General features: G+C 70.3%; 25 protein-coding genes. 7 read left to right on the top strand and 18 right to left on the bottom strand.

The features are described from left to right. Together ACTU3I_RS05785 and ACTU3I_RS05780 are read right to left on the bottom strand one after the other, a co-directional pair. A complete protein-coding gene (locus tag ACTU3I_RS05785; protein WP_442924705.1) occupies nucleotides 1–981 on the bottom strand; it encodes an electron transfer flavoprotein subunit alpha/FixB family protein in 981 nt (326 codons plus the stop codon). A gap of 11 nt (nucleotides 982–992) precedes the next feature. Beyond that, nucleotides 993–1,769, bottom strand: coding sequence for an electron transfer flavoprotein subunit beta/FixA family protein (locus ACTU3I_RS05780; RefSeq protein ID WP_442924704.1), 777 nt, complete (start codon nucleotides 1,767–1,769; stop codon nucleotides 993–995). A 96-nt stretch (nucleotides 1,770–1,865) separates the two neighbouring features. On the opposite strand from ACTU3I_RS05780, the gene ACTU3I_RS05775 reads away from it, so the two are divergent. Next, the gene (locus ACTU3I_RS05775) at nucleotides 1,866–2,393 is read left to right on the top strand and encodes a MarR family winged helix-turn-helix transcriptional regulator (RefSeq protein WP_442924703.1); all 528 of its coding nucleotides are present in this window, start codon (nucleotides 1,866–1,868) and stop codon (nucleotides 2,391–2,393) included. Between the two features lie 4 nt (nucleotides 2,394–2,397). Here ACTU3I_RS05775 and ACTU3I_RS05770 read toward each other — a convergent pair whose 3' ends face one another. From ACTU3I_RS05770 to ACTU3I_RS05730, 9 genes are all read right to left on the bottom strand, one after another. Then, a complete protein-coding gene (locus tag ACTU3I_RS05770) occupies nucleotides 2,398–3,171 on the bottom strand; it encodes an enoyl-CoA hydratase-related protein (protein WP_442924702.1) in 774 nt (257 codons plus the stop codon). After that, entirely contained in the window at nucleotides 3,168–4,088 is a 921-nt protein-coding gene (mmsB, locus tag ACTU3I_RS05765; protein WP_442924701.1) for a 3-hydroxyisobutyrate dehydrogenase, read from the bottom strand. Before mmsB ends, ACTU3I_RS05770 begins: the two co-directional genes overlap by 4 nt. Continuing rightward, entirely contained in the window at nucleotides 4,088–5,128 is a 1,041-nt protein-coding gene (locus ACTU3I_RS05760) for an enoyl-CoA hydratase/isomerase family protein (RefSeq protein WP_442924700.1), read from the bottom strand. The genes mmsB and ACTU3I_RS05760 overlap by 1 nt, the downstream gene beginning before the upstream one ends. Further along, nucleotides 5,125–6,267 (bottom strand): acyl-CoA dehydrogenase family protein, encoded by a 1,143-nt coding sequence (locus ACTU3I_RS05755; protein WP_442924699.1) that lies wholly within the window; start codon nucleotides 6,265–6,267, stop codon nucleotides 5,125–5,127. The genes ACTU3I_RS05760 and ACTU3I_RS05755 overlap by 4 nt, the downstream gene beginning before the upstream one ends. A gap of 2 nt (nucleotides 6,268–6,269) precedes the next feature. Continuing rightward, nucleotides 6,270–7,766 carry a CoA-acylating methylmalonate-semialdehyde dehydrogenase gene (locus ACTU3I_RS05750; protein WP_442924698.1) on the bottom strand — a complete coding sequence of 499 codons (1,497 nt, stop codon included), beginning with the start codon at nucleotides 7,764–7,766 and terminating at the stop codon, nucleotides 6,270–6,272. A gap of 159 nt (nucleotides 7,767–7,925) precedes the next feature. Continuing rightward, entirely contained in the window at nucleotides 7,926–9,221 is a 1,296-nt protein-coding gene (locus tag ACTU3I_RS05745) for a dihydrolipoamide acetyltransferase family protein (protein ID WP_442924697.1), read from the bottom strand. Between the two features lie 10 nt (nucleotides 9,222–9,231). After that, a complete protein-coding gene (locus ACTU3I_RS05740; protein WP_442924696.1) occupies nucleotides 9,232–10,245 on the bottom strand; it encodes an alpha-ketoacid dehydrogenase subunit beta in 1,014 nt (337 codons plus the stop codon). Beyond that, nucleotides 10,242–11,357 (bottom strand): thiamine pyrophosphate-dependent enzyme, encoded by a 1,116-nt coding sequence (locus ACTU3I_RS05735; RefSeq protein WP_442924695.1) that lies wholly within the window; start codon nucleotides 11,355–11,357, stop codon nucleotides 10,242–10,244. The genes ACTU3I_RS05740 and ACTU3I_RS05735 overlap by 4 nt, the downstream gene beginning before the upstream one ends. Then, nucleotides 11,354–11,749, bottom strand: a complete 396-nt coding sequence (locus ACTU3I_RS05730; RefSeq protein ID WP_442924694.1) for a hypothetical protein — start codon at nucleotides 11,747–11,749, stop codon at nucleotides 11,354–11,356. The genes ACTU3I_RS05735 and ACTU3I_RS05730 overlap by 4 nt, the downstream gene beginning before the upstream one ends. A 171-nt stretch (nucleotides 11,750–11,920) precedes the next feature. On the opposite strand from ACTU3I_RS05730, the gene ACTU3I_RS05725 reads away from it, so the two are divergent. After that, nucleotides 11,921–12,442 carry an Lrp/AsnC family transcriptional regulator gene (locus tag ACTU3I_RS05725; protein WP_442924693.1) on the top strand — a complete coding sequence of 174 codons (522 nt, stop codon included), beginning with the start codon at nucleotides 11,921–11,923 and terminating at the stop codon, nucleotides 12,440–12,442. On the opposite strand, the gene ACTU3I_RS05720 is transcribed toward ACTU3I_RS05725, so the two are convergent. Then, nucleotides 12,427–13,044, bottom strand: coding sequence for a DJ-1/PfpI family protein (locus tag ACTU3I_RS05720; protein WP_442924692.1), 618 nt, complete (start codon nucleotides 13,042–13,044; stop codon nucleotides 12,427–12,429). The two genes, ACTU3I_RS05725 and ACTU3I_RS05720, sit on opposite strands and share 16 nt — an antisense overlap. A gap of 117 nt (nucleotides 13,045–13,161) precedes the next feature. Here ACTU3I_RS05720 and ACTU3I_RS05715 point away from each other — a divergent pair, with 117 nt between their 5' ends. From ACTU3I_RS05715 to ACTU3I_RS05695, 5 genes are read left to right on the top strand one after another with little or no spacing between them, the layout of a single operon-like run. Then, complete coding sequence (locus ACTU3I_RS05715) at nucleotides 13,162–14,688, top strand: amidohydrolase family protein (RefSeq protein WP_442924691.1); 1,527 nt, start codon at nucleotides 13,162–13,164, stop codon at nucleotides 14,686–14,688. A 5-nt stretch (nucleotides 14,689–14,693) separates the two neighbouring features. Then, a complete protein-coding gene (locus ACTU3I_RS05710; RefSeq protein WP_442924690.1) occupies nucleotides 14,694–15,827 on the top strand; it encodes a M20/M25/M40 family metallo-hydrolase in 1,134 nt (377 codons plus the stop codon). Beyond that, nucleotides 15,820–16,686 (top strand): hypothetical protein, encoded by an 867-nt coding sequence (locus ACTU3I_RS05705; RefSeq protein WP_442924689.1) that lies wholly within the window; start codon nucleotides 15,820–15,822, stop codon nucleotides 16,684–16,686. Before ACTU3I_RS05710 ends, ACTU3I_RS05705 begins: the two co-directional genes overlap by 8 nt. Next, nucleotides 16,683–17,789 carry an o-succinylbenzoate synthase gene (gene menC / locus ACTU3I_RS05700; RefSeq protein ID WP_442924688.1) on the top strand — a complete coding sequence of 369 codons (1,107 nt, stop codon included), beginning with the start codon at nucleotides 16,683–16,685 and terminating at the stop codon, nucleotides 17,787–17,789. The genes ACTU3I_RS05705 and menC overlap by 4 nt, the downstream gene beginning before the upstream one ends. 23 nt (nucleotides 17,790–17,812) lie before the next feature. Continuing rightward, on the top strand, nucleotides 17,813–18,520 hold the full coding sequence (locus ACTU3I_RS05695; RefSeq protein ID WP_442924687.1) for a DJ-1/PfpI family protein: 708 nt from the start codon (nucleotides 17,813–17,815) through the stop codon (nucleotides 18,518–18,520). Between the two features lie 114 nt (nucleotides 18,521–18,634). On the opposite strand, the gene ACTU3I_RS05690 is transcribed toward ACTU3I_RS05695, so the two are convergent. From ACTU3I_RS05690 to ACTU3I_RS05665, 6 genes are all read right to left on the bottom strand, one after another. Beyond that, complete coding sequence (locus tag ACTU3I_RS05690) at nucleotides 18,635–19,330, bottom strand: alpha/beta fold hydrolase (protein WP_442924686.1); 696 nt, start codon at nucleotides 19,328–19,330, stop codon at nucleotides 18,635–18,637. 42 nt (nucleotides 19,331–19,372) lie between these two features. Beyond that, nucleotides 19,373–20,314 carry a carbohydrate kinase family protein gene (locus ACTU3I_RS05685; RefSeq protein ID WP_442924685.1) on the bottom strand — a complete coding sequence of 314 codons (942 nt, stop codon included), beginning with the start codon at nucleotides 20,312–20,314 and terminating at the stop codon, nucleotides 19,373–19,375. Next, entirely contained in the window at nucleotides 20,311–21,390 is a 1,080-nt protein-coding gene (locus tag ACTU3I_RS05680; RefSeq protein WP_442924684.1) for an oligopeptide/dipeptide ABC transporter ATP-binding protein, read from the bottom strand. Before ACTU3I_RS05680 ends, ACTU3I_RS05685 begins: the two co-directional genes overlap by 4 nt. Continuing rightward, nucleotides 21,387–23,369 carry a dipeptide/oligopeptide/nickel ABC transporter permease/ATP-binding protein gene (locus ACTU3I_RS05675; RefSeq protein ID WP_442924683.1) on the bottom strand — a complete coding sequence of 661 codons (1,983 nt, stop codon included), beginning with the start codon at nucleotides 23,367–23,369 and terminating at the stop codon, nucleotides 21,387–21,389. Before ACTU3I_RS05675 ends, ACTU3I_RS05680 begins: the two co-directional genes overlap by 4 nt. After that, entirely contained in the window at nucleotides 23,366–24,307 is a 942-nt protein-coding gene (locus tag ACTU3I_RS05670) for an ABC transporter permease (RefSeq protein WP_442924682.1), read from the bottom strand. The genes ACTU3I_RS05675 and ACTU3I_RS05670 overlap by 4 nt, the downstream gene beginning before the upstream one ends. Nucleotides 24,308–24,392: 85 nt before the next feature. Then, the gene (locus ACTU3I_RS05665; protein ID WP_442924681.1) at nucleotides 24,393–25,970 is read right to left on the bottom strand and encodes an ABC transporter substrate-binding protein; all 1,578 of its coding nucleotides are present in this window, start codon (nucleotides 25,968–25,970) and stop codon (nucleotides 24,393–24,395) included. Nucleotides 25,971–25,983 lie beyond the last annotated feature (13 nt).

The raw sequence follows: 25,983 nt of genomic DNA, 5'->3' as shown, positions 1-25,983 counted from the left end.
TCAGGCCTTGCGGGCTTCGAGCGCAGCGATCAGCTGCGGCACGACGGTGAACACGTCGCCGACGACGCCGAAGTCGGCGATGTCGAAGATCGGAGCGTCGGCGTCCTTGTTGACCGCGACGATGGCCTTGGCCGTCTGCATGCCCGCGCGGTGCTGGATCGCGCCCGAGATGCCCAGCGCGACATACAGCTGCGGCGAGACCGAGACGCCGGTCTGGCCGACCTGCGCGGCGTACGGGATGTACCCCGCATCGACGGCGGCACGCGAGGCGCCCACTGCTGCGCCCAGCGCATCGGCGAGCTGCTCGGCCAGAGCGAAGCCCTCGGCCGACCCGAGCCCGCGTCCGCCCGAGACGACCTTGGCCGCACCGCGGAGGTCCGGTCGGGTCGTCGCCGCGACGGCGGGCTCGAACCCGTCGACGGATGCCGCTGCAGAGCCGGATGCGGCCGCCTCCAGCCGTTCGATCGTGGGCGCGGCAACCGCCTCGGCCCGGGCGTCGACCGCTCCCTGTCGCACCGTGACCACGAGCGGCCCGAAGGTCGCCGCCGAGACGGTGTTGTACGCCCCGCCGTAGACGGAGTGCTGCGCGACGATGCCTTCGTCGTCACGCGAGACACCGACGGCATCGGCGGCCACCGCGAGCCGCAGACGCGCCGCCAGGCGACCGGCCGCGTCGCGACCCTCGATGGAGTTCGCGACGAGCACGGCATCCGGCTGCGCCTGCGCCACCGCGGCGGCCAGGGCGTCCACGACCGGCACGGTCAGCTGAGACGAGACGGCGTCGGTCTCCGCCACGAGCACGCGGGCGGCGCCGAGCGCGGCGGCGGCCTGGGCGGCCGCGTCCCCGGTTCCCGGGGCGGTCACCACGAGCGCCACGGGGGCGCCCACGGCTGCCGCGGCACCGAGCAGTCCGGCGGCGGTCGGCGCGGGAGCACCCTCGGCGGTGGTCTCCACCCAGACCAGGATCGTCGAATCAGTCATCAGTTACTCCCTCACGCCAGCTTGTTCGACAGCAGGTATTCGGCCAGCTTCTCGCCGGCGTCGCCCTCGTCCACGATCTTCACGCCCGCCGCACGCGCGGGGCGCTCCGAAACCGACACCAGGATGCTGCGCGCCGCGGAGAAGTCGTCGGGGTCCACTCCGAGGTCGGCCACCGGCACCGTCTCGTACGGCTTCTTCTTGGCGGCCATGATCCCCTTGAAGTTCGGGAATCGCGCCTCGGGAAGCGCCTCGGTGATCGAGACCACGGCGGGAAGCGGCGCCGACACCGCGACGATGCCGGCGTCGGACGCCCGCGATCCGGACACGGAGTCGTCGGAGATCGTCACCGCTGCCAGTGCCGTCACCTGCGGCCAGCCGAGATGCTCGGCGATCATCGCCGGCACGATCCCGCCGACGCCGTCGGTGGAGAGGTTCCCGGCGATCACGAGGTCGGGGTCCACGCGGCGCACCGCGGCGGCGAGCACCTCAGCCGTCAGCGACATATCGGCTCCCACGAGCGCGTCGCCGACGACGTGCACGGCCGAGGTCGCGCCCATGGCCAAGCCCTTGCGCACGGTGGTCACGGCGGATTCCGGCGCCACCGTCACCACGACGACCTCGGTGCCGGCATGAGCGTCGGCGTAGGTCAGGGCGACTTCGAGGGCACGCTCCCCGATCTCGTCGAGCACCGACTCGGATGCGCCACGGTCGGCCAGGCCCGTCTCCAGGTTGAGCTTGCGGTCACCATAGGTGTCGGGAACTTCTTTGATCAGAACGGCGATCTTCACGGAGCGGTCTCCTTCGTGCGGCGTGAACGGGAAAACGGGGCGGGCACGACGCGGGATGCCCTCGCCCCGCCGGTACGGTGAGGGACGGGAGGTGCCATGGCCAAGCGACTGTCGGTCGATCCGATCGCCGAGGCGAAGCGCCAGTGGGAGGACCACGGGTGGTCGGACGCGGCGACGGGTATGACGGCCGTGACCTCGCTCATGCGCGCCCAGCAGCTGGCGCTGGCGAGCGTGGAGCGGGCGCTGAAGCCGTTCTCGCTCTCGTTCGCGCGCTTCGAGATGCTCCGGCTCCTGGCCTTCACGCGGGAGGGTCGACTTCCCCTGGCCAGTGCCGTGCGGCGTCTGCAGGTGCATCCGGCCAGCGTGACCAATACCGTCGACCGGTTGCGCCGCGACGGGCTGGTCGAGAAGGAGCCGCACCCCGAGGACGGCCGCGCGGCGGTCCTGGTGCTCACGGATGCGGGGCGCACGACGGTCGAAGAGGCCACCCTGGCGCTCAACGCGGTGTTCGCGGAGCTGGGGATGGCCCACGACGACGAAGTCGAATTGGTGCGCATCCTTGCACGATACCGTCGCGCGGCGGGGGATTTCGCCGACCCGGGGCCGACACCGCGTCCGCTCTGAACGGTCATCGGTGCCGGAAGTCGGGCGCGCGCTTCTCTCGGAAGGCAGCCATCCCCTCTTTCTGGTCGGCCCCGGAGAACAGCGCGGCGAAGACCTGCTGCTCGAACTTGAGGCCCTCGGCCAGCGTCGTCTCCAGCGCCGCATCGAGAGCGGCAGTGGCGGCGTAGAGCGCGGGGATCGATTTTGACGCAATCGTCTCGGCGATCGCGGCGACCTCGTCGTGCAGCTGGTCGGCGGGCACGACGCGGGACACGAGTCCCGCACGTTCGGCCTCTGCAGCATCGAGCGTGCGACCGGTCAGGATCAGGTCGGCAGCCCGGTACGACCCGAGGGCGCGGACGAGACGCTGCGTGCCGCCGATGCCGGGGATCACGCCGAGGTTGATCTCGGGCTGGCCGAAGCGCGCCGTGTCGGCGGCGATGATCATGTCGGCCATCATGGCGAGCTCGCATCCGCCGCCCAGGGCATAGCCCGCCACGGCCGCGATCACCGGGGTGCGGACGGCGGCGAATCGCCCCCACGCCCCGAAATGGTCGCCGACGATCATGTCGAGGGTCGACTTGTCTTCCATCTCCTTGATGTCGGCGCCTGCAGCGAACGCCTTGGCCGAACCCGTCACCACGATCGCCCCGATCTCGGGATCGGCGTCGAACGCCTCGGCGGCGTCGACGATCTCGTGCATGAGCGCGGTGTTGAGGGCGTTCAAGGCGGACGGTCGGTTCAGGGTGATCCAGCCGACTCGGCCGGTGGTCTCGGTGAGAATCGTGTCGTACGTCATCGTGCGGTTCCTCCGCTCGCGCTGTCGGCGCGGATGGTCTGGATGATCCCGGAGAAGTCCTTCGAGGCGCCGGGTCCGTCGGCGTACTCCCGGTAGATCTCGCGGGCGAGCAGTCCCATCTTGGCATCGACGCCGGTGAGGCCGATCGCCGCCTCGGCCAAGCCGAGGTCCTTCGACATCAGCGCACCGGCGAATCCGGGCTGGTAGTCGCGGTTCGCGGGGCTCGTGGGGACGGGCCCGGGCACCGGGCAGTTCGTCGTCAGCGCCCAGCACTGCCCAGAGGCGTTGGATGCCACGTCGAACAGCGCCTCGTGGCTCAGGCCCAGCCGCTCGCCCAGGACGAAGGCCTCCGCCACCGCAATCTGCGAGATGCCGAGGATCATGTTGTTGCAGACCTTCGCGGCCTGACCCAGGCCCGCCCCGCCGCAGTGCACGATCCGGCGACCCATCTTCTCCAGGAGCGGCAGCGCCGTCTGGAAGTCCCCCTCGGTCCCGCCGACCATGAAAGCGAGGGTCGCGTTCTCCGCGCCGACGACTCCGCCGGACACGGGGGCGTCCAGGCCACGATGGCCGGCGGCCTCGACGAGGGCGTGGGCGTCGCGCGACTCGTCGACGGCGATCGTGGAGCAGTCGACGAAGAGCGTGTCCGGGCGCGCCGCCGACAGCAGACCGGCGACGTCTCCGGATCCGCGGTACGCATCGAGGACGTGCCGGCCGCTGGGGAGCATCGTGATCACGACCTCCGCCTCGGCGACGGCTTCGGCGGGGGTCTCCGCAACGGCGATGCCCGCCGCTCGGCCGGCCTGGATGGCGGCCGGGACGACGTCGAACCCGAAGACGTCGTGCCCGGCGTCGACGAGATTCTTCGCCATGGGCAGGCCCATGTGGCCGAGGCCGAGAAAAGCGATCGTGGTCATCAGTTCTCCTTCGTGAACGCGAGATCTCCCCCGGGCGGAGGCTCGAAGTACGCCGTCACGTCTGCGCGCGTGACGGCGCCGAGACGTGCGGGGCTCCAGGCGGGCGAGCGGTCCTTGTCGATGATCTGGGCTCGCACGCCCTCGATGAAGTCGTGCGTGTGGAGGGCGTGCACCGACACGCGGTACTCCTGCACGAGTGCCTGCTCGAGGTCGTCGAGCGCGGCAGCCCGACGCAGCGACGCGAGCGTCACGGCGGCGGCGATGGGAGAGACGCGCCCGAGCGCCTCACGGGTGATGCCGGCGACATCCGAGAATCGCGCGAGGATCTCGCCCAGAGAGTCGCCCGCGAACATCGCGTCGATGTCGCTCCGCGCGGCCAGGAGCGCGCTGTCCGGTGCCGGATCCCCGACGGCCGCGAGGGCGGATGCCGGCGACTCCGCCTCGAGCGCGTCGACGAGGTCGGACAGCCGCTCGGCGGGGACGAAGACGTCGGAGAGTCCGAGCGCGATGGCGTCGCCGGCTCCCACGCTACGAGCGGTCAGCGCGACCGCCGTGCCGAGCTCGCCGGGGGCGTGCGAGAGCAGCCACGTGGCCCCGACGTCGGGGATGAACCCGATGCCGGTCTCGGGCAGACCCAGTCTGCTCCGCTCGGTGACGACCCGGTGGGCGCAGTGCGCAGAGATACCGATCCCGCCGCCGAGCACGATCCCATCCTGGATGGCGACGGTGGGTTTGGGGTACCGTGCCAGCCGGGCGTTGAGACGGTACTCATCTGCCCAGAACTCCCGCGACGCGCGACCGTCGCCCTGCGTGGCATCCCGGTACAGCGCGGCGATGTCGCCGCCTGCGCACAGCCCTCGCTCGCCGGCACCGGTGATCAGCACCGTGGCGACGGCGTCGTCATGCTCCCACTCCGCCAGGGCCGCCGTGAGAGCGCGGACCATGTCGTGCGTGAGCGCGTTGAGGGCCCGCGGGCGATTCAGCGTCAGGACGCCGAGCGCCCCGCGGCGCTCCGCGAGGACGTCCGGCTCGTCGGTCACCGCGCCCCCAGGAGGCTGCGTCCGACGATGAGGCGCATGATCTCGTTCGTGCCCTCGAGGATCTGATGCACCCTCAGGTCGCGAACCACCCGCTCGATGCCGTACTCCTGCAAGTATCCGTAGCCGCCGTGCAGCTGCAGGGCCTGATTGGCGACCTCGAACGAGGCGTCGGTGGCGAAGCGCTTCGCCAGCGCGCACGCGGCCGCAGCATCCGGTGCGCCGGCGTCGAGGGCAGCCGCGCCGCGCTCGAGAAGAGCGCGAGCCGCCTGAAGTTGGGTCTCCATGTCGGCGAGGGTGAACACGATGCTCTGGTTCGCCGCCAGCGGCGCACCGAAGGCCGAACGTTCCTGCACGTACGAGCGGGCACGCTCGAACGCCCACTGCGCGCCGCCGAGGGAGCACGCGCCCATGTTGAGCCGCCCGCCGTTGAGGCCCTTCATGGCGATGCCGAAGCCGTCGCCCTCCTCGCCGAGGCGGTTGGTCACGGGAACGCGCACCTCATCGAAGATGACCTGACGCGTCGGTTGGGCGTTCCAGCCCATCTTCTTCTCGTTCGGCCCGAAGCTCAGCCCCGCAGCCCCATCGGGCACGAGGATCGCGCTGATGCCGCTCGGACCCGCGGCACCGGTGCGGGCCATCACGATGTACACCGCCGACGACCCGGCGCCCGAGATGAACTGCTTCACGCCGTTGAGCACGTACTCGTCGCCGTCGCGCCGCGCCGACGTCGTGATCGCCGCGGCATCCGACCCGGCTCCCGGCTCGGTCAGGCAGTAGCTCCCGAGCTGGGTCATGGCGGTGAGCCCGGGCAGCCACGTGTCACGCTGCGCCTGCGTGCCGAACGTGTCGATCATCCACGCGACCATGTTGTGGATGGAGATGTACGCGGCGATCGTCGTGTCGCCGCCGGCGAGCGCCTCGAAGATCGCGACGGCGTCGAGGCGGGTCAGCCCCGCGCCGCCGTTGTCCTCGCTCACGTACACACCGCCGAGCCCGAGCTCGCCCGCTTGGGCCAGCACGTCGACGGGGAAGTGCTTGTCGGCATCCCACTGCGCAGCATGGGGGGCGAGGGCGGACTCGGCGAAGTCGCGGACGGCGCCCACGAGGGCTTCGCGCTCCTCGGTCATCTGTGCGTACATGATCAGTGCATCGTCGGGATGACGAAGCTCGCCCCTTCCTTGATGCCGGACGGCCAGCGGGTGGTGACGGTCTTGGTCTTGGTGTAGAACCGGAACGCGTCGGGGCCGTGCTGGTTGAGGTCACCGAACCCGGATCGCTTCCAGCCACCGAAGGTGTGGTACGCGATCGGGACGGGAATGGGCACGTTCACGCCGACCATTCCCACGTTGACACGCGTCGAGAAGTCGCGGGCGGCATCTCCGTCGCGCGTGAAGATCGACACTCCGTTGCCGTACTCGTGGTCGCTGGCGAGGGCGAGTGCCTCCTCGTAGGTCTCCGCGCGGGTGATGATGAGGACGGGTCCGAAGATCTCTTCCCGATAGATCGTCATGTCGGCAGTGACGTGATCGAACAGGGTGGGTCCGAGGTAGAACCCGTTCTCGTAGCCGGCGACCGTGTGTCCGCGGCCGTCGGCGAGGAGGGTGGCACCCTCGTCGATGCCCTGCTGGATGTATCCGCTGACCCTGTCCACCGCATCGCGACTGACCAGCGGCCCGTAGTCCACTCCGTCGGCCAGCGCGGGCCCGATCCGGAGCGTCTTGACCCGCTCGGCGAGCTTGGCGGAGAGGGCTTCGGCGGTGGCCTCCCCGACGGGGACGGCGACGGAGATCGCCATGCACCGCTCCCCCGCCGAACCGTATCCGGCGCCGATCAGCGCGTCGGCGACCTGGTCGAGGTCGGCGTCGGGCATCACGATCATGTGGTTCTTCGCGCCGCCGAAGCACTGCGCGCGCTTGCCGTTGGCGGCGGCGGTCGCGTAGATGTACTGCGCGATCGGAGTGGACCCGACGAATCCGACGGCCTTCACGCGATCGTCGTTCAAGATCGCGTCGACCGATTCCTTGTCGCCGTTGACGACGTTGAGCACGCCCGCGGGAAGCCCCGCCTCGAGGAAGAGCTCGGCGATGCGCAGCGGCACGGACGGGTCGCGCTCGCTGGGCTTGAGGATGAACGCGTTGCCGGCGGCCAGGGCCGGGCCCATCTTCCACAGCGGGATCATCGCGGGGAAGTTGAAGGGGGTGATGCCCGCGACCACGCCGAGGGGCTGGCGGAGGGAGTGGACGTCGATACCTGTTCCGGCGCCGGTGGTGAACTCGCCCTTGAGCAGGTGCGGGGCTCCGGCGGCGAACTCGATGACCTCGACACCGCGCTGGATGTCGCCCTTGGCGTCGTCGACGGTCTTGCCGTGCTCGCTGGAGAGCAAGCGGGCGAGGTTGTCCATGTCCTTCGCGACGAGATCGAGGAACTTCAGCAGCACACGCGCGCGACGCTGCGGATTCCACGCGCCCCAGACCAGCTGCGCCTCCTCGGCGTTGGCGATCGCCGCCTCGACCTCGGCCGTGGTCGCCAGCGGGACCCGGGCCTGCACCTCGCCGGTCGACGGGTCGTAGACGTCCCCGAATCGTCCGGATGTGCCCGCGACATGCTGTCCGCCCACGAAATGGGTCAATTCCTTCATCGGATCTCCTCCAGGGTTCTTCCCACTGAACCACGTTTTATTTTGAACCACAACTATCTCTTTGGCGCTCAAACTAATCAAGCCCGCGCACGGCCCTCTCTTGCGTGAATCGGCTGCATCCGGCGCCGGAATAGCCGCCGATTCACGCAAGTCGCGGGGCTACAGGATCAGCGCTCGCGCCGGGTCGGCGAGGATGGCGCCGAGCTCGGCCAGCACCGAGGAGCCCAGCTCGCCATCGACGAGACGATGGTCGAACGACAGCGCCAGCTGCGTGACCTGGCGCGGCACGATCTCGTCCCCCACCACCCACGGCATCTTCCGGATCGCCCCGAATGCGAGGATCGCCGCCTCGCCCGGGTTGAGGATCGGAGTACCGGCGTCGACGCCCAGCGCACCGATGTTCGTGATCGTGATCGTGCCCCCGCTCATGGCGGCGGGACTCGTCCGGCCCGATCGGGCGTTCTCCACGAGCTCGCCCAGCTCCCCGGCGAGACCGACGAAATCGAGGGTGTCTGCAGCCTTGATGTTCGGAACGAGGAGCCCGCGCGGCGTGGCCGCCGCGATCCCGAGGTTGACGTGACGGTACTGCACGATCTCCTGCGCCGCCTCATCCCACGACGCGTTGATCTCGGGGTGCCGTCGGATGGCGAGGAGGAAGGCGCGTGCGACGAGAAGCAGCGGATTGATCCGCACGCCTTGGAACGCCCGATCCGCCTTCAACCGTGCGACGAGCTCCATCGTGGGGGTGACATCGACCGTCAGCCACTCGGTGACGTGGGGAGCGGTGAACGCTGAGCGCGACACCGCCTCGGCGGTCGCCTTGCGCACGCCGCGGACGGGGATGCGAAGGTCTTCGTCCGCGGAGGCGATCGGCGCGGGGCGCACCTGCTCCCGCTCTGCCGCCGCGAGGACAGCCTCGCGATGGACGACCCCGGATGCGTCGGCGGGAAGGGAGGCGAGGTCGATGTCGAGCGACCTGGCCAAGGCGCGGACGGGCGGCTTGGCGCGCGGCCGGTCGGGCACTTCGGTGGAGAGCGACTCCTTACCGGATACTCCGAGCTTGCGCTTGCGTGCGGCCGGCGCGCTCGGACCGGTGCCGACGAGCACGAGCGGCTTCGCCTCGTCGGCGACAGCGGCCGGAGCGGGCTCCGCCGCGGCAGCTGCGGGCGGAGCGTCGGCTCCGCCGGAAGGCGCCGCCTCGGCGAGGACGTCACTCGGGTCACCCAGGGTCACGATGACGGTGCCGACCGGCACGGTGGTGCCGGCCTCGACGTGGATCGACAGGACGGTGCCGGCCGCGGGCGAGGGGAGCTCGACCACAGCCTTGGCGGTCTCGACCTCCACGAGCAGGTCGTTGACTCTGACGACCTCGCCCTCCGACACCAGCCACGACAGGATCTCCGCCTCGGTGAGTCCCTCTCCGACATCCGGAAGGGCGAATTCGACAACGGGCATGAGGGTCCTCCTAGAAGTTCAGTGCGCGATCGACCGCGTCCAGGACACGATCGACGTCGGGGAGGAACTCGTCCTCGTGCTCGGCCGCGGGGTAGGGCATGTTGTACGCCCCCACGCGCAGCACCGGCGCCTCGAGCTCGTAGAAGCAGGCCTCCGTGACGGCCGCGGCGATCTCCGCGCCGATCCCGAGGAAGGTCGAGGCCTCGTGGACGACCACCATGCGTCCCGTCCGGCGGGCGGACTCGCGCAGGGTCGGCAGGTCCAGCGGGGAGATCGAACGGAGGTCGACGACCCCGACCGAGAAGCCGTCCTCCTCCGCCGCGCGCGCTGCGGCCAGCGCTGTGGCGACGGAGGGGCCGTGTGCCACCAGCGTGCAGTCGGTGCCCTCGCGGACGACGGCCGCCTGCGAGAGCGCTCGCGAGGGCACCGCCATCACGGGCGCCTTCTCCCAGTAGCGGCGCTTGGGTTCGTAGAAGATGACGGGGTCGTCCGACTGGATGGCCTGCTGGATCATGTGGTACGCGTCATCCGGGTTCGAACACGACACCACGCGCAGACCGGCGGTGTGCGCGAAGTAGGTCTCGTTCGATTCGCTGTGGTGCTCCACGGCGCCGATGCCCCCGCCCGCCGGGATGCGGATCACGATCGGAAGCGCGATGCTGCCGCCCGAACGAGCGCGCATCTTGGCGAGCTGGCTGACGATCTGATCGAAACCCGGATACACGAAGCCGTCGAACTGGATCTCGCATACCGGGCGGAAGCCGCGCAGGGCGAGCCCGATCGCCGTGCCGATGATGCCGGACTCCGCGAGCGGGGTGTCGAACACCCGGCGGGGGCCGAATTCCGCGGACAGGCCGTCCGTCACGCGGAAGACCCCGCCGAGCACGCCCACGTCCTCGCCCATCAGCACGACACGATCGTCGTCCGCCATGGCTTGGCGAAGCCCTGCGTTGAGCGCCTTCGCGAGGGTGAGTTCACCGAGGTCGGCCCCGACAGCCGCGTCGGCCTGCACGAGGGCGCTCACATCCCCTCCATGCCGGCGATGCGGCGGGCACGTTCGACGCGTTCTTCTTCGAGCGTCGCGTGCGGCTCGGCGTAGACCGCCGCGAACAGGTCGTCGAACTCGGGCGCCTCCAGGGCGCGACACTCGGCACGCGTGGTCTCGGCGAGCTTCTCGAGCGACTCGTCCAGGCGCTCGAACCACGACGCCGGGGTGCCGTGGTTCTCGAGCACGACGCGCAGGCGCGTCAGCGGATCGCGCGCCGTCCAGGCGGCGACGTCGTCGTCCTCGCGGTAGCGCTTGGGGTCGTCCGAGCTGCTGTGACCGGCGAGCCGATACGTCTGCGCCTCCACCAGGGCGGGGCCCGCGCCGGAGCGCGCGTGGGCGACCGCTTGGCGGGTGACCTCGTGAACGGCGAGCGCGTCGTTGCCGTCGACGTGGAAGCCGGGCATGCCGAACCCGGCTGCGCGGCGGTGAAGCGGTGCAGCCATCTGCGCAGAGGCGGGCGTCGAGATCGCCCACTGGTTGTTCTGGACGAAGAACACGATGGGGAGCGATCCCGCGGCCGCCCAGTTGAGCGCCTCGTTGACGTCGCCTTCGCTGGCCGCGCCGTCGCCGACGTACACCACGACGACGTCGTCCGAACCCTCGAGCGCGACTCCATGGGCGTACCCGACGGCGTGAAGGGTCTGCGTGCCGAGGACGAGCGAGTAGATGTGGAATTTCGCCGCCTGCAGACTCTGCCACCCGGCGTGGGTGACCCCGCGCCACTGCGCCATCAGCTCCCGGGGGCTGAGCCCGCGGACGAGTCCGACGGCGTGCTCGCGATAGCTGGGGAAGATCGGGTCGGAGTCGCGCAGCGCGCGCGCCGAGCCGACCTGTGCGGCCTCCTGACCCCACGACATCAGCCAGAGCTTGAGCTCGCCCTGTCGCTGGAGAGCGAGGGCCTCCCGGTCGAAGCGGCGGGCGCGCGCCATGTCGCGGTACAGCTGGCGCGCAAGGACGACATCGACGCCCTGCTCGGCACCGGCCGGGGTGAGCTCCCCTTCGGGCGAGACGAACTGTGTGGGAGGGAGGGACGGTTCGGGCGCGGCCGGCGAGATCAGCCGGACCGGTCCGACAGCGGACATGGTCATACGAGCTCCTGTCGAGATGTCTTCGTGGGACGTCGAGGAGGAAAAGCGGGAACGGGTTCGCCCCCGCGGTCGAGTGAAGAGTCGAGAGCGGGTTCGCCCCCGCCGAGAGAAGAGTCGATGTCGGGAGAGACTTCGTAGCCGGTCACTCCGACGGTGTTCCACAGCGTCAGCGCGAGGGTGCGCAGACGAGCCTGCGTCGCCTGAACGCTTGCCACCATCCACCGCATCTCGGCGACACGCGAGTACGTGACGTGGAGGATCTCGATCTGGCGACGGTGGAAGACCGACACGAGGCGCATCAGTACGTCGCCGTCGTCGCCCCGGGCGGTGACGGTGATGGTGTACGGGCGGGGGGCGTCGATCGCGGCGGCTCCGGGGGTGACAGCGCTCATCGACAACCTCCTCGTCGTTTCGGCTCCGGCCGGGCTCGCCGGACCGCAGAATTATCTCTAATGACACTTATGCTCGGAATTGGGAGTCAGCATGTCAAGATATATCTGGTAAACTAGGCGGACTGAAAAGATGATCGCCCACTAAGCCCCGAGGAGCTGGTCGGAATGCCAATGATCGATCGATTGGACGCCGAGATCATCAGCAAGCTCGCCGAGAACGCCCGTATCGGCATCGCCGAACTCGCCGCAGAACTCGGGGTGAGTCGCACGACGATCCAGCTTCGACTGCGACGCCTCGAAGACGAAGGCGTGCTGCTGGGATTCCAGCCGATCGTCAACCTCAGCAAGGTGGGAGCGGCCGTCGAGGCGCTGATCACCCTCGAGATCGACCAGCGCCGGATGGCGACCGTGGTCCGCGGGCTGCATGCCCTCCCCGAGGTGCTCGAGGTGCGCATCCAGGCCGGACGCGAGGACATCCTCGCTCACGTCGGAATCGCGTCCCTCGAAGACCTGCAGGTGCTGACGACGGCGATCGTGGGGATCGAGGGCGTACGCAAGACGACCTCGATGTTCACCGTGTCCACGCCGGTGCGCTACCGCCTGGCGCCGCTGCTGCGCAAGCTCACCGCCGAGGCAGGCTGGGGACGCGCCAGCCCCGCGCCCGGCGAGGCCGACCCTCAGGCCAGACCGTAGAGCCTGGCGAACGGATCCCACGTCGAGTCGCGGTGGATCTCCAGCTCGATGTGGTCGGTCACCCGATCGGCCACCTCGGCGCCGTGCAGATGCGCGATCAGGGCGGCGGTCATGTCCATCCCGGCGGCCACGCCCGATGACGTCCATCGGTTGCGGTCTTCGACCCAACGCGCCTCCGCGACCCACTCCACGTGCGGGCCCTGCGTTCGCACCCATTCGAAGGCCGCTTTGTTCGTCGTCGCGCGATAGCCGTCGAGGAGTCCGGATGCGGCGAGGAGCGCCGCACCCGTGCACACCGACGTGACCAGCGGCGCGGATGCTCCGAACTCCGCGAGCCACTCGACGAACTCTCTGTCGTTCACGAGCGCGCGTGTCCCCCTCCCTCCGGGGACCATCACGATGTCGGCGGCGACTGCATCCGCGTATGTGCCGGTGACGGCCACCTCGACACCCTGACCGCTGCGCACCGTCCGCCGAGTCGGACCGAGGAGCTCCACCTGGTAGCGGTCGCCGGCGTGGGCGAAGAGCTCGATCGGACCGACGGCATCGAGCAGCTCGAAGCCGTCGAAAAGGACCATGCTGACGCGGCGGGTGTCTGCCATGACGGCGACCGTACCAGGAGGCGGGCGCCCCCGAGTTGGCGTCCCGGACAGTCGCGCGCACGCCATTCTGGTTATTCCGACAAGAGGCGCGCACGGCCGCGCACGTACGGTGATGCCGTGCTCGACGCTGCTGCCTCCCCCCTCGACGACCGTTGCGACATCCTTTTCGTCGGCGGACGCGTGATCGACCCCGAGACGGGCCTCGACGCCGTCCGCAACGTCGGGGTCCGGGGCGCCACGATCGTCTACGTCGGCACCGAGCGCCCGCCTGCCGACAGCGTGCGCGATGTCACCGGGGCGGTGGTCTCGCCGGGATTCATCGATCTGCACAGCCACGCGCAATCCCCCACCGGTCTGCTCTTGCAGGCACAGGACGGTGTCACCACCGCGCTGGAGCTGGAGGGGGGCGCGCTTCCGGTCGGGCTGGTCTACGAGAGGGCCGAGGCAGAGGGCCGCCCCATCAACTTCGGCTTCTCCGCGTCGTGGGGACTCGCCCGCATGCACGTCCTCGACGGGGTCCGGCTTCCGGATGCCGACTCTCCCGAGCCGCTCGCCGAGCCGATCCATCTGTTCGAGCACTCGCTGGCCGGACCGCGGTGGAACACGCTCGCGACCGAATACGAGGTCTCCGCGCTCCTCGAGGCGGTCGAGCAGGGGGTCCGTGAGGGCGGGATCGGCATCGGCGTGCTGCTGGGTTACTCGCCCGCATCCGGCCGCGACGAGTTCTTCCGCACCGCCGCCCTGGCCGAGCGACTCGGCGTGCCCGCGTTCACGCACTCCCGGCAGATGTCGAACATCGAACCGGGCTCCTCGCTCGATGGCGCGCTGGAGATCATCTCCGCCGCGGCGGGGACCGGCGCCGCACTGCACATCTGCCACATCAACAGCACGTCGCTGCGCCGCATCGACGACATCGCCACGGCGGTGGAGGTCGCTCAGTCGCGCGGCAACAGCATCACGACGGAGGGGTACCCGTACCCCCGCGGCTCGACAGGGGTGGGCGCGGCGTTCTTCGAGCCCGATCAGCTCCACCGCCTCGGGATCACCCCCCGGGCCATCCAGTACCTGCCCACCGGGGAGCGGATCGCCGATACCGAACGCCTGGCATACCTCCGCCGCACCGACCCCGGCGGGCTGTGCATCATCGACTTCCTCGATCCCGATGACCCCGAGCAGTTCGCGATGCTGCTGCGCGGACTCACGCTGGAGGGAGGAGCGATCGCCTCCGATGCGATGCCCCTCACCGCCGCGGGCTCTCGTATCCATGACGCCTGGCCGGTGCCCGACGGCGCGCTGACGCATCCCCGCAGCGCCGGGTGCTTCGCGCGCCTGTTCGGATGGATGGTGCGCGACCTCGGGGTGTTCAGCCTCGCAGAGGCGGTGCGCCGCGTCACCCTGATTCCCGCCGATCTCCTCGGCGACGCCGTCCCCGCGATGCGCCGGAAGGGCCGCGTGCAGGTTGGCGCGGACGCCGACCTCACCGTCTTCGACCCCGAGACGATCTCGGACCTCGCGACCTTCGAGACGGTGAAGCCGTCGACGGGGTTCCGGCACGTGCTCGTCGGCGGCGTCTTCGTCGTCGAGGACGGGAACGTGCATCCGACCCGCCGCCCGGGCCGCGCGATCCGCAGCGAAGTGCGCTGAGCGTCGTGCCCGAGGACCTCCGGCTCTCCGAGCGAGAGCTCCTCGCCGATCTCCGCACGCTCGTCGAGGTCGAATCGCCCAGCGACGACCCCGTGGCCCTCGAGCGGAGCGCGTCGGTCGTCGCCGCCCTCGGCGCCCGCGTTCTCGGAGCCGAGCCCGAGCGACACGTCGTCGACGGGGTGCCGCACCTGGAGTGGGATTTCGGCGGAGCACCCCGTGTGCTCCTCCTCGGACACCACGACACGGTGTGGCCGGTCGGGTCGTGGGAGCCGCTGTGGAGCGACGACGGCGTGCACGCGCACGGCCCCGGCGCGTTCGACATGAAGGCCGGTGTCGTGCAGATCCTCCACGCCGTGGCGGCCCTGGACGACCGCGCGGGCGTCCGCATCCTGATCACCGGAGACGAGGAGCTCGGCTCCCCGACGGCGCGGCCGCGCATCACTCGACTCGCCGCCGAGGCCGGCGTCGTCCTCGTGACCGAGGCGAGCGCGCCCGGCGGCGCCGTGAAGACCGCGCGCAGCGGCGTCGCGCAGTACGCCGTCGAAGTGGTCGGTCGCGCGGCCCATGCCGGGCTCGAGCCGGAGAAGGGCGTCAACGCGACGATCGAGATCGCATCGCAGATCGCAGCGGTCGGGCGTATCGCGACCCGTTTCCCCGACGCCACGGTGACTCCGACCGTGCTCTCCGCGGGCACCTCTGCGAACACTGTGCCCGCGACGGCCCGCCTTCATGTCGATGTGCGCGCCCGCACGACACGATCGTTCGACGCCGTCGACGCCGCCCTGTCGCAGCTGACCCCGATCGATCCGCGGGCGCAGGTGAGCGTCCATCGTCTCTTCGCGAGCCCACCGCTCGAGGAGCGCTCGACCGCTGCCCTGTTCAGCCTTGCATCGGTCATCGCGGGCGAGCTCGGGCTCCCGCCGCTGCGGCGGGCGGCGGTGGGCGGCGGGTCGGACGGGAACATCGCCGGTGCTGCCGGGGCCCTGGTGCTCGACGGTCTCGGCGCCGTCGGAGGCGGTGCCCACGCCCGCGACGAACACGTGAGCATCGCCGACCTCGTACCGCGCACGCGCCTGCTGAGCGCGCTGGTGACGGCGGTGTGCGCAGGCCGTCTGAACGAAGGAGCCGCGGATGACTGATGTGGTCGGCGCGCCGGCGGAGAAGTCGGTGATCTGGCGCGCGTGGCGGGAGGCGTCGGAGGCGGCCTACCCCTCCGGGGTGGTGATCCGCACCATCTCGTCCGCCGCGGAGGCGCATCAGGTGTCGACGCTCATCGGCGAGATCTGGCCCCAGCCCGGGGGCGGATCGCAGATCGACGCGAACCTCGCGCGTGCCCTCGCCTTCGCGGGCAACTACGTGACGCTCGCCTGGACCGAGGACGCGTCCGCGATCGGCACGTGCGTGGCGTTCTCCTCGCCTGGCGCCGCGCACCTCCACTCACACATCGCGGGCGTGACCGCCGCTCACGCGGGGCGCGGAATCGGGCGGGCGATGAAGCTGCACCAGCGTGCGTGGTGCCTCGAGCGCGGCATCCGCGACATCGGTTGGACCTTCGACCCGCTCATCTCCCGCAACGCCCACTTCAACCTCGTGCGGCTGGGCGCAAGCGTCTCCGCGTATGTGCCCGACTTCTACGGCGGCATGCCCGATGCCCGCAACGACGGCCTGCGCTCGGATCGCCTCGTCCTCAGCTGGGTGCTCGACCGCCGGGCGCCCTCCGCAGCGCGTCCCGAGGCCGTCCCGGGGACGGAGCTCATCTCGGTCGTCGGGAACGAGCCGCTCCGGTCGCCGGATGCGACGGAGCTTCTGCGCGCGGGCGACGACGCCAGCATCCGCCTTCCCGACGACTACGAGACGCTCCGGGTCGAAGCGCCCGCGCGCGCGGCGCAGTGGCGCTCGCTCGTCACCGGTCTCCTGTCCGAGACCGTCGGCGCGGGACACTGGCGTATCACCACGTTCCGCCGGGAGGCGGGCTATCTCCTGGAGAGGAACCGATGAGATTCACCGCCTTCGAGACACGACGGGTGGTCCTCCCCCTCGTCTCGCCCTTCACCACCTCGTTCGGCACCCAGGTGCACCGCGAGGCGCTTCTCGTCCGGGCCATCGGGACCGAGGGAGAGGGCTGGGGCGAGTGCGCGGCCATCGTCGACCCGGTCTATTCGTCGGAGTACACCGCCGGAGCCCAGGACATCATGCGCCGCTATCTCATCCCCCGCCTGCTGTCTGCGGGCGACATCTCCGCGCAGGATGTCGCGCGCGTGCTCACCGGCGTGGTGGGTCACCGGATGGCGAAGTCGGCGCTGGAGATGGCCGTGCTCGACGCGGAGCTGCGTGCATCCGGAGTCTCCTTCGCACGGTACCTCGGCGCCACCGCCGAGCGGGTGCCTTCGGGAGTCTCGGTGGGGATCATGGACACGCTCGATCAGCTCGTCGAGGCCGTCGGCGACTACCTGCGAGCCGGCTACCAGCGCATCAAGATCAAGATCAAGCCGGGCTGGGACGTCGAGCCGGTGCGGGTGCTGCGGGAGACCTTCGGGGATGATTTCGGGCTCCAGGTCGATGCCAACACCGCGTACACGCTGGGTGACGCGCCGCTCCTGCGCCGCCTCGACCCGTACCACCTGACGCTCATCGAACAGCCTCTCGGCGAGGAGGACATCCGCCAGCACGCCGAGCTCGCGAAGCTCGTGCAGACGCCGATCTGCCTCGACGAGTCGATCGTCTCCGCCGAGGCCGCCGCCGACGCCATCTCGCTGGGAGCGACGGCGGTCATCAACGTCAAACCGGGCCGCGTCGGGGGCTACCTGGAGGCGCGGCGCATCCACGACCTCTGCCGGGCCTTCGGGGTGCCGGTGTGGTGCGGCGGCATGTTGGAGACCGGGATCGGGCGCGCAGCCAACGCCGCTCTCGCCGCCCTCCCCGGGTTCACCCTCCCCGGCGACATCTCGGCGTCCGACCGCTTCTACCGAACCGACATCACCGAGCCGTTCGTGCTGGAGGACGGCTACATCCGTGTGCCGACCGGGGCTGGGCTCGGGGTGACCCCGATCCCCGAGGTCCTGGCGGACGTGACCGTCGACACCGAACTGATCCGCGCCTGAGACCCGAAAGATCGGATGCCTCCATGACCGACCCCGTCCGTTTCGTCGCCCTGCTGTTCCCCGAGGTCACCGAGCTCGACCTCACCGGCCCCGTGCAGTTCTTCTCCCGCCTGCCGAACGCGACAGTCGAGCTCGCGTGGAAGACGCTCGACCCCGTCCGCACCGACGCGAAGTTCTCGATCGTCCCCACGACGACGCTGTCCGCTGCGCCGCAGGCCGACGTGCTCCTCATCCCCGGCGGCTTCGGGGTCTTCGACCTGATGAACGACCCCGAGGTGATCGCGTGGGTGCAGCAGCAGGCCGCGAGCGCGCGCTATGTCACGAGCGTCTGCACCGGCTCGTTCGTCCTGGCCGCCGCGGGGCTGCTGCAGGGTAAGCGCGCCACGACCCACTGGTCGACGCATCCGCTGCTCGACGAACTCGGCGTCATCCGCGTGAACGAGAGGATCGTCCGCGACGGCAACATCATCACCGGCGGCGGGATCACGAGCGGTCTCGACTTCGCCCTTGCTCTCGCAGCCGAGGTGTACGACGACGACACCGCCCGCCGGCTGCAGCTGGCGATGGAGTACGACCCGCATCCGCCTTTCGATGCCGGGTCGCCGTCGCGTCCCGGGGCCGACCAGCAGCAGGTGAGCGACTCGATCGAGCGGATCCGGAGCACCTACGCCGCCGTCGTCCGGGAGACGGCGACGCGCCTCGGTGCCGCGGACGACGGCGCGGCGCTGTAAGCCCCTCGGTCGCATCTCGCTCGCGGTTCGGGGCGGCGGATGTGCTCTGGGGCGACCGATGTGCGCCCCGAACCACATTCACCGCCCCAAACCCGCGGGGCGACGAGAGCTCCCTCAGATCCAGCCGTGCAGGGCGGCTTTCGTCTCCTCGAGGTTGACGATGTGCAGGTCGTGGTGTGCGCCCGGGATGAGGCGGATCTCGTAGCCGCCTGCGGTGAGACGCTCTCGCAGCGACTCCGGCACCAGGGGCGACGTGTCGGGAGCGATGATGAGCGAGGGCACGACCGGCTCATCCGGCGGCAGGACGGCCGCGAGCGGGAAGGTCGGGGCGTCGAGGAACGTCAGGTCGAACGCCTGCACGGAGCGCAGCCCCTGTTCGAGGTGTGCCTGGCTGTATCCGGGGAGGATCTCGGCGAGCTCCTCGAGACGGAACCAGGAGCCGTCCGCGTGGACCGGCGGAGTGATCACGAGGTTCTCCGGGATGACCCAGCCCGGGTCGAGGTAGATGGCGCGCTGGGGATGCAGCCGGTCCACCGCCATGGTCAGCGTGCGCCCTCCCAGGGAGTGACCGGCGATGACGTCGAAGCCTTCGCCGAGCGTCTCGACGAGGTCATCGGCGAGCTCCTCCGGCGTGTAGCTTTCTGCGCGCCCGCTCTTGCCGTGCCCGCGCTGGTCGACGAGGGTCACGGTGTAGCCCTGCTCCGCGATCCACGGCGCCAGCTCGAACCATGTGCCGCCGTCTCCAGTGATCCCGTGCACGAGTGCCGCCCTCTTGGGGCCGTCTCCGACGGTGGTCGTCCACAACTTCATCTCTTCTGTGCCTTTCGTGCGAGTGCGGCCCGGTCAGGGCGATCAGGCCGACGGGAAGGTGGGGGCGGATGCAGCGCGCAGATCGTCGTCCGTCGGGAGGTCGGCGCCCGCCCGCGACACGGTGAGCGCTGCCGCGTGCGCACTGCGTTCCAGCACGAGCTGGAGCGCCGTCGGTTGCACCGCGCGGACGCGGCGGCGGTCGCCCAGGGCGCCGAGGCGGTTCAGGCCGTCCAGGAGCGCTGCCATGAACGAGTCGCCGGCGCCCACGGTATCGATGACGGTGGCCGGCACCGGCGCGACCGTCAGAGACGACTCCGGGGTCGCCGCGCGCGCGCCCTCGCCCCCACGGGTGATCACCGTCAGTGCGGCGCCGAGGTCGAGCCAGCGGCGCTCGACCTCCTCCAGGGAAGCGCCGGGATACAGCCAGGCGACGTCCTCGTCGCTGGCCTTGACGATGTCCGCGACCGCGATGAGACGCTCGAGGCGTGCCAGGGCATCCGCGTGGTCGGGGAGCAGGTCGGCGCGGATGTTCGGGTCGACGCTCACCGTGCCCGATTCCCGCGCTCCCCGGGCGAGCGCTCGTACCGTGTCAGCGCCGGGGGTCAGGAGCGCGGCGATCGAGCCGGTGTGCAGGTGCGCGGCCGCGGGGACCGCGACCTCCGCGGGGAGGGTCCATTCGATGTCGAAGTCGTACCGCGCCGAACCGTCGGGCTGCAGATGCGCCGTCGCCGAGGGGGTGCGGAGAGCGGATGCGGCGACGAGGTCGACGCCCGCCGCCGTCAAATGCGCGCGCAGCAGCTCGCCATGGGCGTCGTCCCCGAGTTGCGTCAGGAACGTGACGCTCTCGCCCAGCCTTGCGAGACCGAGAGCGACGTTGGCGGGGCTCCCGCCGGCGTGGGTGCGCGGGCTCCCGTTCCCCTGCGGGACGACCACGTCGGCGACGGACTCCCCGACGACGAGAACGCGGGGGGAGGTGGGGGTCACGGTGCACCCGTGGCGTCGGAGACGGCCGCGGGCACCTCATCGAGCCCCGGCACGTCGTCGGCGGGCGGGATTTCATCGATGCGCACGCACGCGACCTTGCGGCCGTTTCCCACGTCCACCAGCGGCGGCGTCGTGGCGACGCACTTCGGCTGCGCGAACGGGCAGCGGTCGGCGAACGGACATCCCACCCCGTCGCGCGGCTCGATGCCCGACTGCGTCACGGCGCTCGCGCGGGCAAGCCGTCGCTCCCGCTGCTGTGCGACGTCGGGAACGGGGACGGAGGCCAGCAGAGACCGGGTGTACGGATGCGCGGGACGATCGCACACGTCTTCGGCGAGCCCCTCCTCCATCACGCGGCCGCGATAGAGCACGACGACGCGGTCGGAGATGTGGCGGACGACGGCCATGTTGTGGGAGATGAAGACGTAGCTCGTCCCCACCTCGCGCTGCAGCTCGGCGAGGAGGTTCAGCACCTGCGCCTGCACCGAGACGTCCAGGGCGCTGACCGCCTCGTCGCACACGACGATCTTCGGCTCGAGCACGAGGGCGCGGGCGATCGAGATGCGCTGGCGCTGCCCGCCGGAGAACTCCGCGGGGTACTTCGTCATGGCGGCGCGATTGAGGCCGACGCGGGCAAGGATCGCGGCGGTCCGCTCCGCGACCTCGGCACGCGGCATCCGCGGGAAGGCCACGCGCAGCGGCTCGGAGACGGCATCGCCCACCGTGCGGGACGGATCCAGGGAGCTGAACGGATCCTGGAACACCGCCTGCAGCGTCGACTGGAGCCGCTTGCGGTCGCGGCGCGAGACGGCGCGGAGGTCGATGCCGTCGAGGATCATCGAGCCGGATGCCGCCGGTTGCAGGCCGAGGATGGCCGACCCGATCGTCGACTTGCCCGACCCGGACTCCCCGACGATCGAGACGGTCTCACCGCGGCCCACGCTCAGGTTCAGCTGGGGAACGGCGACGAAGGGCTTGCGCCCGAGGCCCCGCGAGTAGGCCACCGAGAGGTCCTCGATGGTCAGGAGCGGGTCGGCCGCATCCGGCCGCGCGGCGGAAAGGTCTGTCATCGTCATGGCGTCGTCACCTTCTCCTGCGCTGTTCTGAGCGCATCGACGTCGAGGGGGGCGCTGACCTCGTCCAGGCGGATGCAGCGGGCGTCGTGCTCGAGCTCGCCGCGCACCTGGATGAGGGGGATCGGGGCCGACGCGCAGGCGTCGACGCGGAAGGCGCAGCGATCGAAGAAGTGGCACCCGTGCGGCCAGTTCGCCGGGCTCGGCACGGTGCCGGGGATCGACGGCAGCGCTGCACCGCGCTCGGAGACGATGGGGTTCGAGGCGAGCAGGGCGCGGGTGTACGGGTGCGCGGGCAGCTGGAACAGCCGCTCCACCTCCGCGCTCTCGACCACCTCGCCGGCGTACATGACCGCGACCGAGGTGCAGAGATCGGCCACGACGCCGAGGTCGTGCGTGATGAGCACGATCGCCATGCCGGTCTCGTTCTGCAGGCGCCGGAGGAGCGCGAGGATCTCACCCTGCACCGTCACGTCGAGAGCCGTCGTCGGCTCATCGGCGACGAGCACGCGGGGGCGACCGGCGAGAGCGCACGCGATCGCGACCCGCTGAGCCATGCCGCCGGAGAGCTGATGCGGATAGCGCTTGGCCACGTCCGCGACATTCGGGAGGCCCACGAGGCTCAGCAGCTCGAGCACGCGCGCACGGCGCGCCCGACCGCGGACCCCGTCGTGCCGGCCGACGAGCTCGCCGAGCTGGTTGGCGACCGTGAAACTCGGGTCCAGCGCCACCATCGGGTCTTGGGAGATGTAGCCGATGCCGGTCCCGCGCACCGCGCGGCGCACCGCCGCGGGCGCGCCGTTGAGCTCGGTGCCGTCGTAGACGACGCTCCCGGTGATGTGCGCGTTGGCGCCGAGGCTCCCGAGCACCGCTGAGGCTGTCACGGTCTTGCCGCAGCCCGACTCGCCCACGATCGCGAGGGCCTGACCGGGGAGCACGTCGAAGTCGACGGCACGGACGACCTCGAGGCCGTCGAAGGCGACGCTGAGCCCTCGCACCGACAGCACGGCGCCCTCCCGGGCGTCGGCGGGCCGCGGCCGATCCGCGGCATCCGGAAGACGCGACGCCGCGGGCTTCTTCGCGCGGCGACCCGAACGCGAGCGCTTGGCCGAGGTGGCGTCGCGGATGGCGTCGGCGACGAGCACCAGCGACATGATGACGAGGCCGATGAGCAGCCCGCTGGGGATGATGAGCCACGGATGCTGGTTGAGCGACTGCTGCGCCTCGGCGACCATGCCGCCCCAGCTGGGCTCGGGCGGGTTCACGCCCAGGCCGAGGTAGTTGAGGCCGCCCTGTACGCCGAGGATGACCGCCGCCAGCACTGCGGTGTTGACGATGATGGGGCCCCAGATGTTCGGCAGGACGTGGCGGCCCATGATCTTCCACCGCCCGAGACCGGCGACGCGGGACGCGGAGACGAACGTCTCCTCACGCACCGACTGCGCCGCCCCGCGGGTGACACGCAGGATCGTGGGCGCCGAGAGGATGCCGAGCATCACCATGCCGGCATGAGCGTTGTTGTCGGTGATGGAGTAGACCATCAGCAGCAGCACCGCGGCCGGCACCGCCATCACGAGGTCGGTGGCGCGGGAGATGACGTTGTCGGTGACGCGTCCGATGTAGCCGGCCACCAAGCCGAACACGATGCCGATCGCGAAGGCGGTGACGAGGGCCTCGACGAGCCCGAGCAGGCTCACCTGTCCACCCCACAGCAGCCTGCTGAGCACGTCGCGACCGAGGCGGTCGGTACCCAGCAGATGCTCGGCGGTCGGCCCCGACAGGGCGCCGGCGAGGTCTTGCTTCAGGGGGTCGTAGGGGGCGATCCACGGCGCGAGGAGCACGGCGAGCACGACGATCACGAGGAACGCCCCCGAGATCACGCCGAGCGGGCGGCGCAGGAAGTCGCGCAGCACGTGCAGGCGTGCGCCGGGGGCGGCGCCGGCCTCTGCCTGCGCGGTGGTCTCTTCGAGCAGAGCGGTCATGCGGCACGCACCTTCGGGTTGAGCGCGGTGGTCGCGACGTCGATGAGCACGTTGACGATCACGACGATCACGGTGAAGTACACCGCGATCCCCTGGATCACCGGGAGGTCGTGCTGCAGGGTCGATTGCAGCGCCTGACTCCCGAGACCCGGGAGCACGAAGATGTTCTCCACGACCACCGAGCCGCTGAGGGCGCCGACGAAGATGATGCCGATGACCGTGATCACCGGGCCCGCCGCATTGCGCAATGCGTGCTTGTAGACCAGCGAAGTCTCCGAGGCGCCGTTGGCCCGCAGCGTGCGGGCATAGGGGCTCGCGATCGCCAGCAGCATCTGGTCGCGCGTCTGCTTGGCGACGGAGGTGATGCCGGCGAACGCCAGCGCGATCACCGGGAGGACGAGCGAGGCCAGCCACAGCGGGAAGCTCACCGCCGGGTCGACGTAGCCGGTCGCGGGAAACAGGTTCAACTGCACCGCGAAGACGGCGATGAGGATGACGGCCAGCCAGAAGTTCGGGACGGCGATGCCGATGGAGGACACCGCATCCATGAGCGTGCCGACGGCGCGACCGCCGGTGGCCGACAGGATGCCGAGGAGAAGCCCCACGACGGTGAAGACCACGAGGGCGCCGATGATGACCGACAGACTCACCGGCAGACGCGGGGCGAGGATGCTCTGCACGGGCTCGAGCGTGGTGTAAGAGACGCCGAGGTTACCCTGCAGGGCGTTGCCGAGCCAGTCGAAGTACCGCACGATCAGCGGCTGATCCAGACCCAGTCGCTCGTTGAGCGCGGCCACGGCCTCCTCGGAGGCGTTCAGCCCGAGCACGGAGCGGGCGATGTTGGTCGGCACGATCGCCTGGATGAAGAACGTGACGGTCGGCACCAGGACGAGAAGCGCCAGCGAGCCGAGCAGTCGCCACGCGAGGGTCTTGATCATCGGATGCTCCTGGGAGGTGGGGGTGCCGCCGGCTCCGGCGAGGAGCCGGCGGCACCGGGCATATCGGGCGTCGCCCGAGGTCCGCTCAGTTCGCGGGCCGCCACAGCGTCGGGTCGGGGATGTACGGACCGAACTGCAGATCCGTCACCGAGCTGTCCGAGAACAGCACCGACGCGACGCTGGCCACGGGTACCGCGAAGGCGCCCTCGACCATGTACGTCTCGGAGTCCTCCGCGGCGGCGATGCCCTCGGGGGTGTCGGTGTCGAACTGGCGCTGGACGTTGGCCAGCTCGTTCGCCTTGGCGTCGTTGTAGCCGAAGGTGTTGTACACCGCCGGGTTCGTCACGAGCTGCTGGGTGTCGACCAACTGTACGGAGTAGTTGAAGTTGATCGTCGTCGCCGGGTACTGGTTGCTGAAGTACGCGTCGACGTAGTCCGCGAACGCCGGGATGTTCTTGAACTCGACGTCCACACCGATCTCGGCCCACTGGGCGATCATGGCCTGCGCGAGCAGGTCACCGCTGTCGATGGCCGGCTGACCGAGCATCGTGAAGGTGAACCCATCCGGATAGCCCGCCTCGGTGAGGAGCTCCTTGGCCTTCTCGGGATCGTAGGGGTACACCTCCTCGAGCTCGGGGAGGAACCCGCCGATGCCCTCGGGGACGTACTGGGCGGTGGGGGTGCCGAACTCGCCGTAGACCGACTCCGTGATGGCCTCGCGGTCGAGGGCGTAGTTCAGCGCCTGCCGCACACGCACGTCCTTGAACGCCGGCGTGACGGTGCCGTCGATGTCGGCGATGTACATGCCGACCATCGCCTGCGGAGCGGAGGTGACGGTCAGCCCCGCCGACTCGGCTGCCTCGGCGTTGGTCGCCGAGCCCTGCGCGACCTGGACCTGGCCGGAGCGCATGGCGGAGAGGATCGAGTTCTGGTCGGTGATGACCTTCACGATGATCTTCTCGTAGTGCTGCGCGTCGGGGTTGTAGTAGTTCGGGTTCTTCACGAACGTGTAGCTCGAGTTGGCGATCGTGTCGTCCTTGTCGAGCATGTAGGGCCCGGCGCCGAAGGTCTCGGATCCGAGCTTGGAGAGGTCGGCCATGCCCTCCGGGGAGACCACCGCTCCGGCGTTGCCGCCCTGGGCGAGCCCCCACGGCAGGAGCGGGTCGGGGGTGCTCAGGGTGAGGGTGACCTGCAGCGGGCCGGTCGCCTCGATGGCGCTGACGTTGGCCAGCCAGGCGGCGAACGTGCCGTTGGCCTGGTAGTGCTTGAGCCACTCCACGACGCCCTCGGCGGTGAGTTCGCTGCCGTCGCTGAACTGCACGCCCTCGCGGAGGTTCATCACGAACGACAGACGGTCCTCGGAGTACGCCCAGTCCTCGGCGAGGCCCGGCTCGGCGACGCCCTCGGGCGTGCGCTCGATGAGGGGCTCGTAGGCCAGTGCCATGTACCAGCTGAGCGGGATGCCGTTTCCGGCCGTGGTCGGGTCGAGGCTGATCGGCGGGGTGGTCATGGCGATGGTCAGGGTGTCCGATGACGCGCCGGAAGTCGATCCCCCGGAGCCACCACCGGAGCACGCCGACAGCGTCAGTGCTGCCGCCGCGGCCACGGCGAGCGCGGCGCTGCGAAACGCCCGGACTCGACGCGATCGTGCTGTGGTGAACATGATGCGATTCCTC

It is taken from the genome of Microbacterium sp. RD1 (assembly GCF_052220165.1).
Lineage (GTDB): Bacteria > Actinomycetota > Actinomycetes > Actinomycetales > Microbacteriaceae > Microbacterium.
Note: the sequence above shows the minus strand (reverse complement) of the source record. Positions and strands in the feature narration are given on the sequence as shown.